General features: G+C 50.6%; 13 protein-coding genes and 2 pseudogenes. 12 read left to right on the top strand and 3 right to left on the bottom strand.

Going from position 1 to position 17,405, the window contains the following annotated elements; all coding sequences use genetic code 11:
* Window positions 1–294: 294 nt before the first annotated feature.
* Together AACU94_RS16375 and AACU94_RS16370 are read left to right on the top strand one after the other, a co-directional pair.
* Window positions 295–4,302: an autotransporter outer membrane beta-barrel domain-containing protein gene (locus AACU94_RS16375; protein WP_135489778.1), complete on the top strand. Its 4,008-nt coding sequence runs from the start codon at window positions 295–297 to the stop codon at window positions 4,300–4,302.
* Between the two features lie 139 nt (window positions 4,303–4,441).
* Complete coding sequence (locus AACU94_RS16370) at window positions 4,442–5,530, top strand: EAL domain-containing protein (protein ID WP_135489776.1); 1,089 nt, start codon at window positions 4,442–4,444, stop codon at window positions 5,528–5,530.
* 41 nt (window positions 5,531–5,571) lie between these two features.
* On the opposite strand, the gene AACU94_RS16365 is transcribed toward AACU94_RS16370, so the two are convergent.
* Both AACU94_RS16365 and AACU94_RS16360 read right to left on the bottom strand, forming a co-directional pair.
* A complete protein-coding gene (locus AACU94_RS16365) occupies window positions 5,572–6,504 on the bottom strand; it encodes a LysR substrate-binding domain-containing protein (RefSeq protein WP_063069923.1) in 933 nt (310 codons plus the stop codon).
* 91 nt (window positions 6,505–6,595) lie between these two features.
* Window positions 6,596–7,093: a DUF1097 domain-containing protein gene (locus AACU94_RS16360; protein WP_130209780.1), complete on the bottom strand. Its 498-nt coding sequence runs from the start codon at window positions 7,091–7,093 to the stop codon at window positions 6,596–6,598.
* A gap of 257 nt (window positions 7,094–7,350) precedes the next feature.
* Here AACU94_RS16360 and AACU94_RS16355 point away from each other — a divergent pair, with 257 nt between their 5' ends.
* The 10 genes and pseudogenes from AACU94_RS16355 to AACU94_RS24770 all read left to right on the top strand — a co-directional run.
* Complete coding sequence (locus tag AACU94_RS16355; protein ID WP_135489774.1) at window positions 7,351–7,956, top strand: ankyrin repeat domain-containing protein; 606 nt, start codon at window positions 7,351–7,353, stop codon at window positions 7,954–7,956.
* 39 nt (window positions 7,957–7,995) lie between these two features.
* Entirely contained in the window at window positions 7,996–8,859 is an 864-nt protein-coding gene (locus AACU94_RS16350) for a DUF2877 domain-containing protein (protein ID WP_135489772.1), read from the top strand.
* Window positions 8,849–10,396, top strand: a complete 1,548-nt coding sequence (gene fdrA, locus AACU94_RS16345) for an acyl-CoA synthetase FdrA (protein ID WP_135489770.1) — start codon at window positions 8,849–8,851, stop codon at window positions 10,394–10,396. Before AACU94_RS16350 ends, fdrA begins: the two co-directional genes overlap by 11 nt.
* Window positions 10,396–11,814: a YlbE family protein gene (locus AACU94_RS16340; protein WP_135489768.1), complete on the top strand. Its 1,419-nt coding sequence runs from the start codon at window positions 10,396–10,398 to the stop codon at window positions 11,812–11,814. Before fdrA ends, AACU94_RS16340 begins: the two co-directional genes overlap by 1 nt.
* Before the next feature lie 153 nt (window positions 11,815–11,967).
* Window positions 11,968–12,918 carry a carbamate kinase family protein gene (locus AACU94_RS16335; RefSeq protein ID WP_135489766.1) on the top strand — a complete coding sequence of 317 codons (951 nt, stop codon included), beginning with the start codon at window positions 11,968–11,970 and terminating at the stop codon, window positions 12,916–12,918.
* A gap of 9 nt (window positions 12,919–12,927) precedes the next feature.
* On the top strand, window positions 12,928–14,310 hold the full coding sequence (locus AACU94_RS16330) for an amidohydrolase family protein (protein WP_135489764.1): 1,383 nt from the start codon (window positions 12,928–12,930) through the stop codon (window positions 14,308–14,310).
* 319 nt (window positions 14,311–14,629) lie between these two features.
* Window positions 14,630–15,040, top strand: a complete 411-nt coding sequence (locus AACU94_RS16325; protein ID WP_135384943.1) for an ASCH domain-containing protein — start codon at window positions 14,630–14,632, stop codon at window positions 15,038–15,040.
* Window positions 15,041–15,123: 83 nt separating this feature from the next.
* A pseudogene (locus AACU94_RS16320) lies at window positions 15,124–15,204 on the top strand (hypothetical protein); the annotation flags it as partial.
* 86 nt (window positions 15,205–15,290) lie between these two features.
* Entirely contained in the window at window positions 15,291–16,340 is a 1,050-nt protein-coding gene (yahK, locus tag AACU94_RS16315; protein ID WP_130218319.1) for an NADPH-dependent aldehyde reductase YahK, read from the top strand.
* A gap of 228 nt (window positions 16,341–16,568) precedes the next feature.
* A pseudogene (locus AACU94_RS24770) lies at window positions 16,569–16,716 on the top strand (hypothetical protein); the annotation flags it as partial.
* A 24-nt stretch (window positions 16,717–16,740) separates the two neighbouring features.
* Here AACU94_RS24770 and AACU94_RS16310 read toward each other — a convergent pair.
* Window positions 16,741–17,373, bottom strand: a complete 633-nt coding sequence (locus AACU94_RS16310; protein ID WP_130218317.1) for a LysE family transporter — start codon at window positions 17,371–17,373, stop codon at window positions 16,741–16,743.
* Between the last annotated feature and the right edge of the window lie 32 nt (window positions 17,374–17,405).

Genomic DNA, 17,405 nt, shown 5'->3' with positions numbered 1-17,405 from the left:
CCTGCTTCTTGTTTATATTTTGAGTTGATTTGAGCTCTTAGATACATATAATGCGCATATGTTCGAGACTGGGTGCTAATGTAAGGATAAAGTTAAGATTGTTAATTTGAAATAGGTATCCGGTAGTAAGTTAATCTATTATTACTCTCTGAACTGCATACCCAGGTATGTGGTTATCAATGTTATGCGATTTTTTTGAATTTATATATGCCATGAGCAGCAACCGGGATGGCATTTTATACGTTGCTGTTTATGCAATCTTGGTTTTATTTGGATGTATTGCTGGAGATTGTGATGAATAAAATATATCGGCTAAAGTGGAACAGGTCCCGTAACTGTTGGAGCGTCTGCTCTGAACTGGGAAGCAAAATAAAAGGCAAAAAATCCCGGGCTGTTTTAATTAGCGCGATAAGTTTATATTCATCTCTGGCGTTCTCTGGTGATGTCATCGTGAATAAGGATGAGACTTATGCTTTTGGCAAAACTGACCAGCTCATCGATTACCGTATTACAGTGACCAATAATGCCAATCTGGTAATCGATGCGACAGACTCATCGCGTCCTCGTATGACTCTCGCTTCTGGTGGTGGACTGGATATCACCGGAGGGAAGGTGCGTATCAATGGCCCACTTAACTTTTTGCTGAAAGGTACAGGTTTCCTGAACGTCTCCAATGCTGGCAGCGAGTTATATGCTGATGATTTGTATGAGTCAAACTCAGGCATGAGACATGATAAAGGCTATTTTAACGTCTCCAACGGCGGCAAAATCCATGTTAAGGGCACCAGTCGTCTGACTTATACGCAGGGAAATGTCAGTGGTGAAGGTAGCCAGGTAAATTCCGAAACCTTCTTTATGGGCGTTTACAGCAGTTACGGTGGTGATCAGTACCTGTCAGTTAATAACGGCGGTGAAGTTAATGCCAGGAAGCAAATTAGCCTGGGCTATTATAATCAAAACTCCGATACCACACTTGCCGTTTCGGAAGGTGGTAAAATTTCTGCGCCGACTATTAGTTTAAGTACCAACTCTGAGTTAGCGTTAGGTGCACAGGAAGGAAGTACTGCGAAGGCAGCAGGGATTATTGATGCCGAAAAAATTGAGTTTGTGTGGGCTTCGACATCCGATAAGAAAATCACCTTAAACCACACGGATAAAGATGCGACTATTTCCGCGGATATTGTTAGTGGCAGCGAGGGCCTGGGCTATATCAATGCGCTCAATGGCACGACTTACTTAACCGGTGATAACTCTGCCTTTAGCGGTAAAGTCAAAATTGAGCAAAATGGCGCTTTAGGGATCACCCAAAATATAGGTACAGCAGAAATCACTAACCGCGGGAAATTACACCTGAAGGCTGACGATAGCATGACCTTTGCCAATAAGATTTCCGGCAACGGTACAATAAGTATCGACGGTGGGACGGTGGAGTTGACCGGCAATAACTATGCATTCAGCGGATATATTGATGTTGCTTCCGATGCTGTCGCGGTTATTTCTGAAGAAAAAAACATTGGCAACGCGGATCTGGATGTTGATGGCAAATTGCAAATTAATGCCAACAAAGATTGGGTATTTGATAACGATCTTGAAGGTAGAGGCATTGTTGAAATAAACATGGGGAATCACGAATTCTCCTTCGATGAGTTTGCTTATACAGACTGGTTCCAGGGTTCACTGGCGTTCCAGAACACGACATTTAACCTGGAAAAGAATGCTGAGTTTCTGCAGAAAGGCGGGATCACTGCGGGTCAGGGAAGCCTGGTAACAGTGGGTAAGGGCGCTCACTCCATTAGCACTTTGGGATTCTCCGGCGGAACCGTTGATTTTGGTGCCCTGACAGCGGGTGCACAGATGACAGAAGGGACAGTCAACGTTAGTAAAACGCTGGATTTGCGCGGCGAGGGTGTGATTCAGGTTTCTGACAGTGACGTTGTCCGCTCAGTATCTCGTGATATTGACTCCGCGTTATCGCTTACTGAAGTTGATGATGGTAACAGCGCCATTAAGCTGGTTGATGCGCAAGGTGCGGAAGTTCTGGGGGATGCGGGCAATCTGCAATTGCAGGATAAAAATGGGCAAATCCTCTCCAGCAGCGCCCAACGTGATATTCAGCAGAATGGGAAAAAAGCCGCCGTCGGCACTTACGACTATCGTCTGACGAGTGGGGTAAACAATGACGGTCTGTATATCGGTTACGGCCTGACCCAGCTTGATTTACACGCTACTGACAGCGATGCTCTGGTGCTGAGCTCTAACGGTAAAAGCGAGAATGCCGCCGATCTCAGCGCAAAGATTACCGGCAGTGGTGACCTGGCATTCAGCAGCCAGAAAGGTCAGACCGTATCGCTTTCTAACAAAGACAACGACTATACCGGTATTACCGATCTGCGCAGCGGGACGCTCTTGTTGAATAACGATAACGTGTTGGGTAATACCCAGGAACTGCGTCTGGCGGCGGAGACTGAACTGGATATGAATGGCCACAGCCAGACCGTGGGTACGCTCAATGGCGGCGCCGATTCGCTGCTGAACTTAAACGGCGGCAGTCTGACTCTTGCCAACGGGGGGACTTCAGCAGGTTCGTTAACGGGGAACGGAGAGCTGAATATTCAGAGCGGCACGCTGGACGTCGCGGGCGATAACAGCAACCTGACGGCTAATATGAATATTGCCAGCTCGGCTAAAGTGCTGGTAAGTCATGCACAGGGATTGGGTGGCGCAAACGTTGAGAACAACGGTACCCTGGTGTTGAATAATAGCGCTGAAAAAAGAGCGGCTGTGCCTGTGAATTACACCCTGGGCGGCAACCTGACTAACAACGGTACGCTGATGACCGGAGAGTCTGGACAGCAAGCGGGCAACGCGTTAGTGGTGAAGGGGAACTACCATGGTGATAACGGCCGACTGGTGATGAATACGGCACTGAATGGCGATGATTCAGTGACGGATAAACTGGTTGTTGAGGGCGATACCAGCGGCACGACCTCCGTTACGGTGAATAACGCTGGTGGTACAGGTGCTAAAACGCTTAACGGCATTGAACTTATCCATGTTGATGGTAAGTCTGAGGGGGAATTTGTTCAGGCGGGACGTATCGTTGCGGGCGCATATGACTACACTCTCGCGCGTGGTAAGGGGGCAAACAGCGGAAACTGGTATCTGACCAGTGGTGGTGATTCAGCTGAACCGCAACCGGAGCCAGAGCCGATGCCAAACCCGAACCCGGAGCCAAACCCGAATCCAGAGCCAAACCCGAATCCAGAGCCGACCCCTAACCCGACACCTACGCCGGGTCCGGATCTGAATGTGGATAATGACCTGCGACCGGAGGCGGGTAGCTACATCGCGAACCTTGCAGCAGCGAATACCATGTTCACCACGCGTCTGCATGAGCGTCTGGGTAATACGTACTATACCGACATGGTGACGGGTGAGCAGAAACAAACCACTATGTGGATGCGACATGAAGGTGGTCATAATAAATGGCGCGATGGCAGCGGCCAGCTGAAAACCCAAAGCAATCGCTATGTTCTGCAACTGGGAGGCGATATCGCGCAGTGGAGCCAAAACGGCAGCGACCGCTGGCATGTTGGGGTCATGGCGGGATATGGCAACAGCGACAGCAAAACCATTTCTTCGCGAACCGGTTATCGTGCAAAAGCGAGTGTGAACGGATATAGCACCGGCCTGTATGCCACCTGGTATGCCGATGACGAATCGCATAATGGCGCGTATCTCGACAGTTGGGCGCAGTACAGCTGGTTTGATAACACAGTGAAAGGTGATGATTTACAAAGTGAATCCTATAAATCAAAAGGATTTACCGCTTCACTGGAAGCTGGATACAAACACAAATTAGCTGAATTTAATGGCAGCCGGGGAACGCGTAATGAATGGTATGTTCAGCCACAAGCACAGGTTACCTGGATGGGAGTCAAAGCCGATAAGCACCGCGAAAGCAATGGGACTCTCGTTGATAGCAGCGGTGATGGCAACATTCAGACTCGACTTGGTGTAAAAACCTGGTTGAAGAGTCATCATAAAATGGACGACGGTAAATCCCGCGAGTTCCAGCCGTTTGTAGAAGTGAACTGGCTGCATAACAGTAAGGATTTCAGCACCAGCATGGATGGCGTGTCAGTCACTCAGGATGGAGCCCGAAATATTGCCGAGATAAAAACGGGTGTGGAAGGACAGCTAAATGCCAACCTGAATGTCTGGGGAAATGTGGGCGTTCAGGTTGCCGATAAGGGATATAATGACACCTCTGCAATGATTGGCGTTAAGTGGCAATTCTGATCTGAATAATAAGTAAAAGGAGAGAGCTGAATAGGTGCTAATTCGGCTCTCTGTGTCATTTTCTTGCAGCCAGCTTTTCCTGCCAGAGTGAAGACAAGCAGATTAAGCTGGCGCACAAGATTTAATCAAGGTGTGTTAAATGGCTTCGCATGATTTGAGTGTTTTTTTGGAAGAGTTCGGCGCAACGGTGAATTTGACGTTGCCTGGTATCGTGTCCGAAAAAGAACGGCTTTTACTCAAGCTGCTAATGGAGGGAATGTCGGTTACAGAAATCTCACAGTACAGAAATCGCAGTGCAAAGACAATTTCACATCAAAAGAAGCAGCTGTATGAAAAACTAGGCATCCAGAGTGATATTACCTTCTGGCGGGATATCTTTTTTCAGTATCACCCGCAGGTAACCACTGCCACGGGAAATAAAAATAAAATTTATCTTCCTGACAACCGTTGTCACCATATTGTCACACCTGAAGCCATCAGTCTGGCGCTGGAAAACCATGAATTCAAACCATGGATCCAACCGGTATTTTGTGCTCAGACAGGAGTACTGACAGGTTGTGAAGTGCTTGTTCGCTGGGAACATCCGCAAACGGGAATCATCCCGCCGGATCAATTTATTCCTCTGGCGGAGTCATCTGGTCTTATCGTCATAATGACCCGCCAGTTGATGAAACAGACTGCGGATATTCTGATGCCGGTAAAACATTTGCTGCCGGACAACTTCCATATTGGTATCAACGTCTCGGCGGGCTGTTTTTTGGCTGCGGGATTTGAAAAAGAGTGTCTGAACCTGGTTAAGAAATTAGGTAACGATAAAATCAAACTGGTTCTTGAGCTGACGGAACGTAACCCCATTCCGGTAACGCCAGAAGCCAGAGCGATATTTGATAGCCTTCATCAGCACAATATTACCTTTGCGCTGGATGACTTTGGTACGGGTTATGCGACCTATCGTTACTTGCAGGCGTTCCCGGTCGATTTTATTAAGATCGATAAGTCATTTGTGCAAATGGCGAGCGTGGACGAAATCTCCGGTCATATTGTCGACAATATTGTCGAACTGGCGCGTAAGCCTGGTCTGAGTATCGTAGCGGAAGGGGTAGAAACCCAGGAGCAGGCGGATTTAATGATCGGTAAAGGCGTTCACTTTTTGCAGGGCTATTTGTACTCCCCGCCAGTTCCGGGTAATAAATTTATCACTGAATGGGTAATGAAAGCAGGTGGTTGATGTAAACCGCTATTCACAGCGCATCGGGAGGTTGGCAGCGATTAATTCTCCCGATGCAGTAAATCCTGATAGATCCCCGTTAATATGCCATTTGGCGCAAATTGTTTTTTAATCCACTGCGTCACCTGACCCGTAGCAGAATGCTGAGTCGCCAGTAACATGCGCGAATCCTGGCGCGGATTATGGATTTGTCGGGTAACCAGCAGGGATTGCGTCATCGCCTCACGGACCATGTAATCCGGCAAAAAACCAATCCCTTCACCTAAAATCTGGCACTGACATTTGGTGTTGAAATCTGGCACCAGAATTGACTCCTGCCCGTGCAGCAACCAGCCCACTTTTTTATTAATCGTATGCGCGGTGTCCTCCACCATAATATTAGGGTAGAGACGCAGTTGGCTTTCGGCGATCGGCTCCGGCACAAAGGCTAACGGGTGATCCGGCGCGATAGCAAAAGCCCAGCGAATCGCGCCAATTTCAGTGTAATCAATGCCGCCACCGTCCAGCAGTGTATCGGGTGCGCCGATGGCGATATTTGCCTGATTATTAATAATTGCATCCCAGACGCCGTTATACACTTCGGTCGTCACGGTAATCTGGCAGGTAGGAAACTGCTTTTTCAGCACCTGTAATAAGCGCGCGGTGTGTTTGGGCGTATAAAGCAGCTGATTAATACAAATGCGCACCCGTGCTTCTATGCCCTGCGAAATAGTATCGATACTGCGTTTAATGGCGTGAAAATCATTCAGCAGGTCGGTAGCTTTGCGGAAAAAATAACGCCCGGACTCGGTTAACTCAATGCTGCGGGTGTTGCGAGTGAACAGCACCACATCCAGGCCCGTCTCCATACGCTTGATGGTGTAGCTAATGGCGGAAGTGGTTAAACCCAACTCTTCTGCGGCTTTACTGAAACTGCCAAAACGCGCAGCGGTAGTAAATGCCAACAGATTCTCTTCGGTAAAAATTGAGTTCATTAAACCATTCCCGCCATTATCTACTATGAATTTCTCCAGCTATGACTGTAGAGGTATCGGTTAAAGATAGATAATCATTTTTGAATAACTTTTAATACCCGTCGCGTTTAGTCGTCGCTTCGCTTAATTTTTGTCCGCCATATTCTGAAATTATCCCCACGCAGTTACCCGCCAGAAAACCCAGTAACGTTACCGTCCAGTTCATCCCGCTGGCAAAAAACAGCGTCATGCCGAGAAAGCCACCGGGAATAAATGACAGTAACCAGAAACGCCCTTGCCAGACCACCACCGCCGAGAAGGGTACGGTAGTAATTACGCTCGCCCAGAACGCGGACAGTCCACTTACAGAGGCCAGCCAACCGGCAGCCAGTGCGGCGAAAAACGCCCACACCATCCCGGAATAATTAACCGCCAGACTTCTGATAAACCCCGATTTACCGCCGCCTGCGGCATAAAAACTGCAAAAGGCGACGAACCCAATGGTACCTAATAATTCCCATCCCTGAGAAAGCCCAACATGTGAAGACACTAACTGCCAAAGCCCTGCACAAACACCGACGGTTATACCCGTTGCAGTGAGTCCGTTCATCTTGTTCCCCTCTGGTTAGACATGGACGAAAGCTGCGCTTACATGTGCAGACTATAGAGAAATAAAACCTGATTGAGTGAAAGGGTATCGGGTCAAAGAAACAAATATTGCACTACCGCACACTGCGAAAAGATTGTTGAACATCATTCAACAAAAAGGCGAAATACGGCGAATTAAATTTAAGCGGGTTCTTTTATCAGATTATCGTTGCTATTCTCAATTCATCGAAAACAGCCACAAAAACCAGGGGAATGTGAATGAGTATAAAAAATCTACCTGCCGACTATTTATTGGCTGCACAACAGGGCGATATCGATAAAGTAAAAACCTGTCTTGCGCTGGGTGTCGATATAAATACCTGCGATCGCCAGGGGAAAACGGCAATTACGCTGGCAAGTTTATATCAGCAATATGCTTGCGTTCAGGCATTAATTGATGCCGGGGCGGATATTAATAAACAAGACCTGACATGTTTAAATCCTTTTTTAATGAGCTGCCTGAACGGTGATTTAACGCTGCTACGAATTATTTTACCGGCTAAACCAGACCTTAATTGCGTCACCCGTTTTGGCGGTGTCGGCCTGACGCCTGCCTGTGAAAAAGGCCATTTAAGTATTGTAAAAGAGCTTTTGGCGCATACGGAAATTAACGTTAACCAGACCAACCATGTTGGCTGGACGCCACTACTGGAAGCGATTGTGCTTAACGATGGCGGGATTAAACAGCAGGCGATTGTCCAGCTATTGCTGGAACACGGTGCCAGTCCGCACATGACGGATAAATATGGCAAAACGCCGCTGGAACTGGCGCGGGAACGGGGCTTTGAAGAGATTGCGCAGTTACTGATTGCCGCAGGTGCATAAACCGGGAGGCTTGCTATCAACACACCAGAAAAACGGTGTGTGTGGGCGCTAACTGCGGATGCGGATTTTCTGGCGCAGCGGGGGCAAGGACAGGTTGAACAGGTCTTTGCCAGAGCGGTAAATATCGTACTCCCGGCCTGCCAGCAGTTGCTGACGCTGCTTTGTGAAGAGTACGACAATGCGCCAAACAGTTGTCGGTTGGCACTCACTCACTTTGATGGTCTGTTCCGGCATGGTGATAAGGTTCAGTTTGACGATCAAGGCATTACGGTTGGTCAACATCTTCATATAGAGATGAGTCGTTGTCGGCGTTGGCTGTCCCCAACCTTGCAAATGACCGCTGTGAATTTTCACCTTATCGCCTGGCAACAGTGGCACGACATTATTCATCAGCACCTGGGGGGAAATGAAACCCTGTTTAATTATCGCGGCGATAATCCGTTTTATCAGGCGTTAAATAAAGAACTACATATTAAACGACAAGCAGTTATTCAGGCAGTAAACGATAAACAAAATATCGCCTTAGCAGTCGCCAGTATGATGGGCTTAGGGATTGGCCTTACGCCATCAGCTGACGATTATTTAACAGGACTGGCGCTTATTTTATTTATATCCGGGCATCCGGCGGAAAAATACAAAGAGGAATTTTATCTCGGTCTGCAACGCGGCAAAAATAATACCACGTTATTAAGTGCCATAACGCTGGAAGCCGCATTACAACAACGCCGCCGGGAAAATATTCATCGTTTTATACACGACATTATTTATGACATCCCTGGGAACGCAACTCAGGCAATAGAAAAAATTAAACATATTGGCTCCAGTTCCGGCTGCGACATGCTGTATGGCATGGCCGATGGTTGTGCGCTGAGCCAAACCTACGGAGGGAATTATGTCAGTTAAAATAGTCATTAAACCGAATACCTATTTTGATTCTGTCTCGCTGATGTCTATCTCCACGCGTGCAAATAAACTCGACGGCGTCGAGCAGGCATTTGTGGCGATGGCGACCGAAATGAACAAAGGCGTGCTGAAGAATTTAGGGCTGCTGACGCCGGAGCTGGAGCAGGCGAAAAATGGCGACCTGATGATTGTCATCAACGGCAAAGCAGGCGCGGACAACGAGCAGTTGCTGGTGGAGATTGAAGAGCTGTTCAACACCAAAGCGCAAAGCGGCTCGCACGAGGCGCGTTACGCCACTATTGCCAGCGCCAAAAAGCATATCCCGGAAAGTAACCTGGCGGTGATTTCGGTCAACGGCCTGTTTGCCGCTCGTGAAGCGCGTCAGGCGCTGCAAAACGATCTTAACGTGATGTTGTTTTCCGATAACGTCTCAGTTGAAGATGAACTGGCGCTCAAACAGTTGGCCCACGAAAAAGGGCTGCTGATGATGGGGCCAGACTGCGGCACGGCGATTATTAACGGCGCGGCGCTCTGTTTTGGTAACGCCGTGCGTCGTGGCAACATCGGTATTGTTGGCGCATCTGGCACCGGCAGCCAGGAACTGAGCGTCCGTATCCATGAATTTGGCGGCGGCGTTTCGCAACTGATTGGCACCGGCGGGCGCGACCTGAGCGAGAAAATCGGCGGCCTGATGATGCTCGACGCTATCGGGATGCTGGAAAACGATCCGCAAACTGAAATCATTGTGCTTATCTCCAAACCGCCAGCGCCTGCGGTGGCCCGCAAAGTGCTGGAACGTGCGCGCGCCTGCCGCAAGCCGGTAGTGGTCTGCTTCCTCGGTCGTGGCGAAACGCCAGTGGATGAGCAGGGGCTACAGTTTGCCCGTGGTACCAAAGAAGCGGCGCTGAAAGCAGTGATGCTCTCCGGCGTGAAACAGGAACATCTCGACCTGCATACGCTGAACCAGCCGTTGATTGCTGATGTGCGTGCGCGTCTGCAACCGCAGCAGAAGTACATTCGTGGCCTGTTCTGCGGCGGCACGCTGTGTGACGAAACCATGTTCGCGGTGATGGAAAAACACGGCGATGTCTACAGCAACATTCAGCCCGATCCTGAATTCCGCCTGAAAGATATCAACCGCAGCATCAAACACACCTTCCTCGACTTTGGCGATGACGACTTCACCAACGGCAAGCCGCACCCGATGATTGACCCGACCAACCGTATCAGCCGCTTGATCGAAGAAGCGCGCGATCCAGAAGTAGCGGTGATCGTGATGGATTTTGTGCTCGGGTTTGGATCGCATGAAGATCCGGTCGGCTCCACCATTGAGGCGATCAAAGAAGCGAAAGCGATCGCCGCAGCCGAAGGACGCGAGTTGATCATTCTCGCCTATGTTCTGGGTACCGATCTCGATACGCCATCGTTAGAACAACAAAGCCAGATGCTGCTTGATGCCGGAGTGATTCTGGCGAGCAGCAGCACCAATACCGGATTGCTGGCGCGTGAATTTATCTGCAAAGGGGAGGAAGCCTGATGAGCCAGTCACTGTTTAGCCAACCGTTGAATGTTATTAACGTCGGCATCGCCATGTTTAGCGATGACCTGAAAAAGCAGCATGTAGAAGTGACCCAACTTGACTGGACGCCGCCGGGGCAGGGCAATATGCAGGTGGTGCAGGCACTGGACAACATTGCCGATTCACCGCTGACAGACAAAATCGCCGCCGCTAACCAGCAGGCGCTGGAACGCATTATTCAGTCGCATCCGGTGCTAATCGGATTTGATCAGGCGATTAACGTGGTGCCGGGCATGACGCCGAAAACCATTCTTCACGCCGGGCCGCCCACCACCTGGGAAAAAATGTGCGGCGCGATGAAAGGCGCGGTCACCGGAGCGCTGGTGTTCGAAGGGCTGGCGAAAGATCTCGATGAGGCGGCTGAACTGGCGGCCTCCGGGGAGATCACCTTCTCGCCGTGCCACGAGCACGACTGCGTGGGATCGATGGCGGGCGTTACCTCTGCCTCGATGTTTATGCACATCGTGAAAAACAAAACCTACGGCAACATCGCTTATACCAATATGAGCGAGCAGATGGCGAAGATTTTGCGTATGGGCGCTAACGACCAGAGCGTGATTGACCGCCTGAACTGGATGCGCGATGTGCAGGGGCCAATGCTGCGCGACGCGATGAAAATTATCGGCGAGATCGATCTGCGCTTAATGCTGGCGCAGGCGCTGCATATGGGCGATGAGTGCCATAACCGCAATAACGCCGGGACGACGCTGCTGATTCAGGCGCTGACGCCGGGGATTATTCAGGCAGGTTATTCCGTCGAGCAACAGCGCGAAGTGTTTGAGTTTGTCGCCAGCAGCGACTACTTCTCCGGCCCGACGTGGATGGCGATGTGTAAAGCGGCGATGGATGCGGCGCACGGCATCGAATACAGCACCGTGGTGACCACGATGGCGCGTAACGGCGTCGAGTTCGGCCTGCGGGTCAGCGGCCTGCCGGGGCAATGGTTTACCGGCCCAGCGCAGCAGGTCATCGGCCCGATGTTTGCCGGTTATAAGCCGGAAGATTCGGGGCTGGATATCGGCGACAGCGCCATCACCGAAACCTACGGTATTGGCGGATTTGCTATGGCGACCGCGCCTGCGATCGTCGCGCTGGTGGGCGGCACGGTGGAAGAGGCTATCGATTTCTCTCGTCAGATGCGTGAAATCACTCTTGGGGAAAACCCCAACGTCACCATTCCGCTGCTCGGTTTTATGGGCGTGCCGTCGGCAATCGATATCACCCGCGTGGGCAGCAGCGGCATTCTGCCGGTGATCAACACCGCCATTGCCCATAAAGATGCGGGCGTCGGCATGATTGGTGCGGGCATTGTGCATCCACCATTCGCCTGCTTCGAGAAAGCCATTCTTGGCTGGTGCGAACGTTACGGCGTCTGAACTGTAAAGTGCGCGTTGTTTCTGCCGGATGCGGCGTGAACGCCTTATCCGGCCTACGAGTGGCACGAGAATTTGTAGGCCTGATAAGCGTAGCGCATCAGGCAATTTGGCGTTGGTCATAACCTCATCACCCTCTGTAGCGGACATAACAACATGAAAGAACTTGTGGTCGTTGCCATTGGTGGCAACAGCATTATCAAAGATAACGCCAGCCAGTCGATTGAGCATCAGGCGGAGGCGGTGAAAGCCGTCGCCGATACGGTGCTGGAAATGCTGGCTTCCGATTACGACATTGTGCTGACCCACGGCAACGGGCCGCAGGTCGGGCTGGATTTACGCCGTGCGGAGATTGCCCACGAGCGCGAAGGGCTGCCCTTAACGCCGCTGGCGAACTGTGTGGCGGATACGCAAGGCGGCATTGGCTATCTGATCCAACAGGCGTTGAACAACCGACTGGCGCGTCACGGCGAGAAAAAAGCCGTCACCGTGGTGACGCAGGTGGAAGTGGATATAAACGATCCGGGATTTGCTCATCCCACCAAGCCCATCGGCGCATTCTTTAGTGAAAGCCAGCGTGACGAACTACAAAAGGCAAACCCTGACTGGCGTTTTGTTGAAGATGCCGGACGGGGCTATCGCCGCGTTGTCGCCTCGCCGGAACCGAAACGTATTGTCGAAGCACCTGCCATTAAGGCGCTGATCCAACAAGGCTTTGTGGTGATTGGCGCGGGCGGCGGCGGAATTCCGGTGGTGCGCAGCGAAGCAGGGGATTACCAAAGCGTGGACGCGGTTATCGACAAAGATCTCTCCACCGCGCTACTGGCTCGCGAAATTCACGCCGATATTCTGGTGATCACCACCGGCGTCGAAAAAGTCTGTATCCACTTTGGCAAACCGCAGCAGCAGGCGCTCGATCGGGTGGATATTGCCACCATGACCCGCTATATGCGGGAAGGACATTTCCCGCCCGGCAGCATGTTGCCAAAAATTATCGCCAGCCTGACATTTTTAGAACAGGGCGGCAAAGAAGTGATTATCACCACGCCGGAATGCCTGCCAGCGGCGCTGCGCGGTGAAACGGGCACCCATATTATTAAAACGTAAGGACGTAAGATGAAAGAAAGCAATAGCCGTCGTGAGTTTTTGAGCCAGAGCGGTAAGATGGTTACCGCCGCTGCGCTGTTTGGTACCTCTGTGCCGCTCGCCCATGCGGCGGTTCCTGGCACTACAAACTGCGAAGCGAACAACACCATGAAAATCACTGACCCGCATTACTATCTCGACAACGTGCTGCTGGAAACTGGATTTGACTACGAAAATGGCGTGGCGGTGCAGACCCGCACGACGCGTCAGACCGTGGAGATTCAGGACGGTAAAATTGTCGCCCTGCGCGAGAATAAGCAGCATCCGGACGCCACGCTGCCGCACTATGACGCTGGCGGTAAGCTGATGCTGCCCACCACCCGCGACATGCATATTCATCTCGACAAAACCTTTTACGGCGGGCCGTGGCGCTCGCTCAATCGCCCGGCAGGCACCACCATCCAGGACATGATTAAGCTCGAGCAGAAAATGCTGCCGGAGCTGCAACCCTACACTCAGGAGCGGGCAGAAAAGCTGATCGATTTATTACAGTCGAAAGGCACCACCATTGCCCGCAGCCACTGCAATATCGAACCGGTTTCCGGCCTGAAAAATCTGCAAAATTTGCAGGCGGTGCTGGCGCGACGTCAGGCGGGCTTCGAGTGCGAAATTGTTGCCTTCCCGCAGCACGGTTTGCTGCTGTCGAAATCGGAACCCTTAATGCGCGAAGCGATGCAGGCGGGGGCGCATTACGTCGGCGGGCTGGACCCAACCAGTGTTGATGGCGCGATGGAAAAATCCCTCGACACCATGTTCCAGATTGCGCTGGACTACGACAAAGGCGTCGATATTCACCTGCACGAAACCACTCCGGCGGGCGTGGCAGCCATCAATTATATGGTTGAAACGGTGGAGAAAACGCCACAGCTCAAAGGCAAACTGACCATCAGTCACGCCTTTGCGCTGGCTACGCTCAACGAACAACAGGTCGATGAACTGGCGAACCGGATGGTGGCGCAGCAAATTTCTATCGCCTCGACGGTGCCGATTGGCACGTTACATATGCCGCTTAAACAGCTGCACGACAAAGGCGTAAAAGTGATGACTGGCACTGACAGCGTTATCGACCACTGGTCGCCTTACGGCCTGGGCGACATGCTGGAAAAAGCCAATCTGTACGCGCAGCTCTATATTCGTCCTAACGAACAGAACCTCTCCCGTTCGCTGTTTTTAGCCACTGGCGATGTATTGCCGCTGAATGAAAAAGGCGAGCGTGTATGGCCAAAAGCGCAGGATGACGCCAGCTTTGTGCTGGTGGACGCCTCCTGTTCCGCCGAGGCGGTGGCGCGTATCTCGCCGAGAACGGCGACGTTCCATAAAGGGCAACTGGTGTGGGGGAGTGTGGCAGGTTGATACGCATTTGATATGTCTGCAACGGTGAATAGTGAGAGATTTAAGCCCCAGGGAGTGGGGCTATCTGAATATGAGTGTGTCGGCAGTGGTTTGCTCATGAATCATCCTGAACTTTATAATCTCCAGGCATAATTTTTAGGGGATTATTTGAGAGAAATACACAAAAAAAGAGTGTTAACAAAGATATTTATCAAGCCATAAATGTGACCTGCTTCGGATAAAAAAGATTAAGCGTAGAAAAACCAATGATACTCTTGCTGATTATTATCAAGAGTAATTATGATGTGATTTATTTTTCCATGATTGCGTAAATATTCCCATGTCCATAGAAGAAAATATCTCACAAAAATATCCTCATGCTTCCTGTTGTACTTTTGGCGATTCAGCAGCGTTGGCCGATCACCTCGCAACGTTGATTGCGACTGGTGTTAAAACTGCTTCCTGCGGTTCGCTGGCGGGATGTATTGAGGACAACGCGTTTCCGATGATTGGTGAGTATAAGATTGTGCAAAATAGCGCTGGCGAGCCTGTTTGTGTTATCAGAATTATTGGCCTGCATTTACTGCGCTTTTCTGATGTCACTGAAGAGTTTGCCCGTAAGGAAGGCGAAGGTGATCTCAGTCTTAAATATTGGCGTAATGAACACCGTCGTTTTTTCGAGGCGGAAGGAAGTTATTCGCCAGAAATGGACGTTATCTTCGAAGAGTATGCCCTTATTGACGTTGTGTAGATAATTAATTTATCTGCGCCCAAAAACCAACATAAATATCGCCAGTTTTATTTATTTTGCGCTTTTACGCATGGCAAAAAACACTTCTATTGGCCCTGTGGGGAACGTTGCTGCTCTGTTTCATTCAGGTACGCGGTATGTTGGGGCTGGATCGGGCGGCTTAAATATTGGCTATATTCAATGGACGCGTTTTGCCGCGATGACATATCAGGCATCGCCAAACACACATAGCTAACCAGGAGTAAACGCAATGAAGATCAAAGCTATTGGTGCATATTCCGCTAAACAACCGCTGGAACCGATGGACATCACCCGCCGTGAACCGGGGCCGCATGATGTCAAAATCGAAATCGCTTACTGTGGCGTCTGCCATTCCGATATCCACCAGGTCCGTTCGGAGTGGGCGGGGACGGTTTATCCCTGCGTGCCTGGCCATGAAATTGTGGGTCGCGTGGTGGCCGTTGGTGATCAGGTGGAAAAGCATGCGCCAGGCGATCTGGTGGGCGTCGGCTGTATTGTCGACAGTTGTAAACACTGCGAAGAGTGTGAAGACGGGCTGGAAAATTACTGTGATCACATGACAGGGACCTATAACGCGCCGACGCCAGACGAGCCGGGCCATACTCTGGGCGGTTATTCGCAGCAAATTGTTGTTCATGAGCGTTACGTTTTGCGTATTCGCCACCCGCAAGAGCAGCTTGCCGCCGTTGCGCCGTTGCTGTGTGCAGGCATTACGACCTATTCACCGCTGCGCCACTGGCAGGCCGGGCCAGGTAAAAAAGTGGGCGTGGTCGGCATTGGCGGTCTGGGGCATATGGGGATCAAGCTGGCCCACGCGATGGGGGCGCATGTGGTGGCGTTTACCACTTCTGAATCAAAACGCGAAGCGGCAAAAGCCCTGGGGGCTGATGAAGTCGTTAACTCGCGTAATGCCGATGAAATGGCGGCCCATGTGAAGAGTTTCGATTTCATTTTAAATACAGTTGCTGCGCCGCATAATCTCGATGATTTTACGATTTTGCTGAAACGCGATGGCACCATGACGCTGGTTGGCGCTCCCGCTACGCCGCATAAGTCGCCGGAGGTTTTTAACCTGATCATGAAACGTCGCTCAATTGCCGGCTCGATGATTGGCGGCATTCCAGAAACTCAGGAGATGCTCGATTTTTGCGCCGAACATGGCATCGTTGCTGATATAGAGATGATTCGGGCCGATCAAATTAACGAAGCCTATGAGCGAATGTTGCGCGGCGATGTGAAATATCGCTTTGTGATTGATAATGGCACGCTAACGGACTGAAAAATTAAATATAGCGCATAGTGCTGCATATAACGTCGCTCTCCGGCACTAAGAGAGCGACAACATTCAGCGCAGGGGCAAGAGTTCGCTGCCTGTGTAAAGTGCTCAGCCGACATAAACTCAGTGTTGCTTACTAAATGATCAACAAAGATATTTTGTGAATGTATGAGTTGACATTCATATGAAAAAAATCATAATTCCGTCATGTTCGCGTAGGGCAGTTTCTGTATCTTATGCATCGCACCAGGGCCTGACAGGAAATATGCTGTAAGGTTCGTATCAAAAAACCGCCATTAGCTCATCAGGAAGAGCAGACGACAACCAGGATTGTTGTATGGTACGGGGTTCGAGGCCTCGATGGCGGTCCAATTTCTCAATTGGGTTGGTTACAATTATCAGCTCACCGATGTGTCACTCCTTCATAAATCAGCCGTAGCGCAAAGACACCAATAATCGCACCAATAACCCGACTGGCAACGCGCTGCATACGCCCGTATGCACGACGCACGGCGGGTAAAGAAAACGCCTGACTAAGAAATACACGCCAGATAATAGATGCGAGCACAATTCCCGCCCAGGCCATAAACCGCGCCCAGGTCGGCGTTTCTGCGCTTAACGTCACTGAGAAGATACTGATAAAAAATAAAACTGTTTGTGGATTAGAGAGATCGGTAATGAGTCCACGGCGGAAAAATACATACCAGGGAGCATTAAGCGGCTGCTGTAATGCGCTCATCTGTGGTGTTGATTGTCGGCGCATACTGTTCCAGGCAAACCATAAAAGATAAGCGCCGCCGACGATTTTAATGAGTGAGAATATCTCTTCACACTGGGTAATGAGCGTCGCCATCCCAAACAATCCCAACCCGGAATAGATGGCATCGCCAAGCGCCACGCCAAGCCCGGTGAGTACACCTGCACGACGGCCTGAGGCCAGGCTGGTTTGTACCACGACAAAAAGATTTGCCCCCGGATTAAAAAAGGTGATGACGAACAGTCCGACGGTCAGGTAAACGGCGTGCAAAGGGTCCATAGTGATTTCACCCATAAATAAGCTGAATTAAC

Origin of the sequence: Escherichia sp. E4702, assembly GCF_963883545.1 — a bacterium.
Lineage (GTDB): Bacteria > Pseudomonadota > Gammaproteobacteria > Enterobacterales > Enterobacteriaceae > Escherichia.
This window is presented reverse-complemented; position numbering and strand designations above follow the sequence as displayed.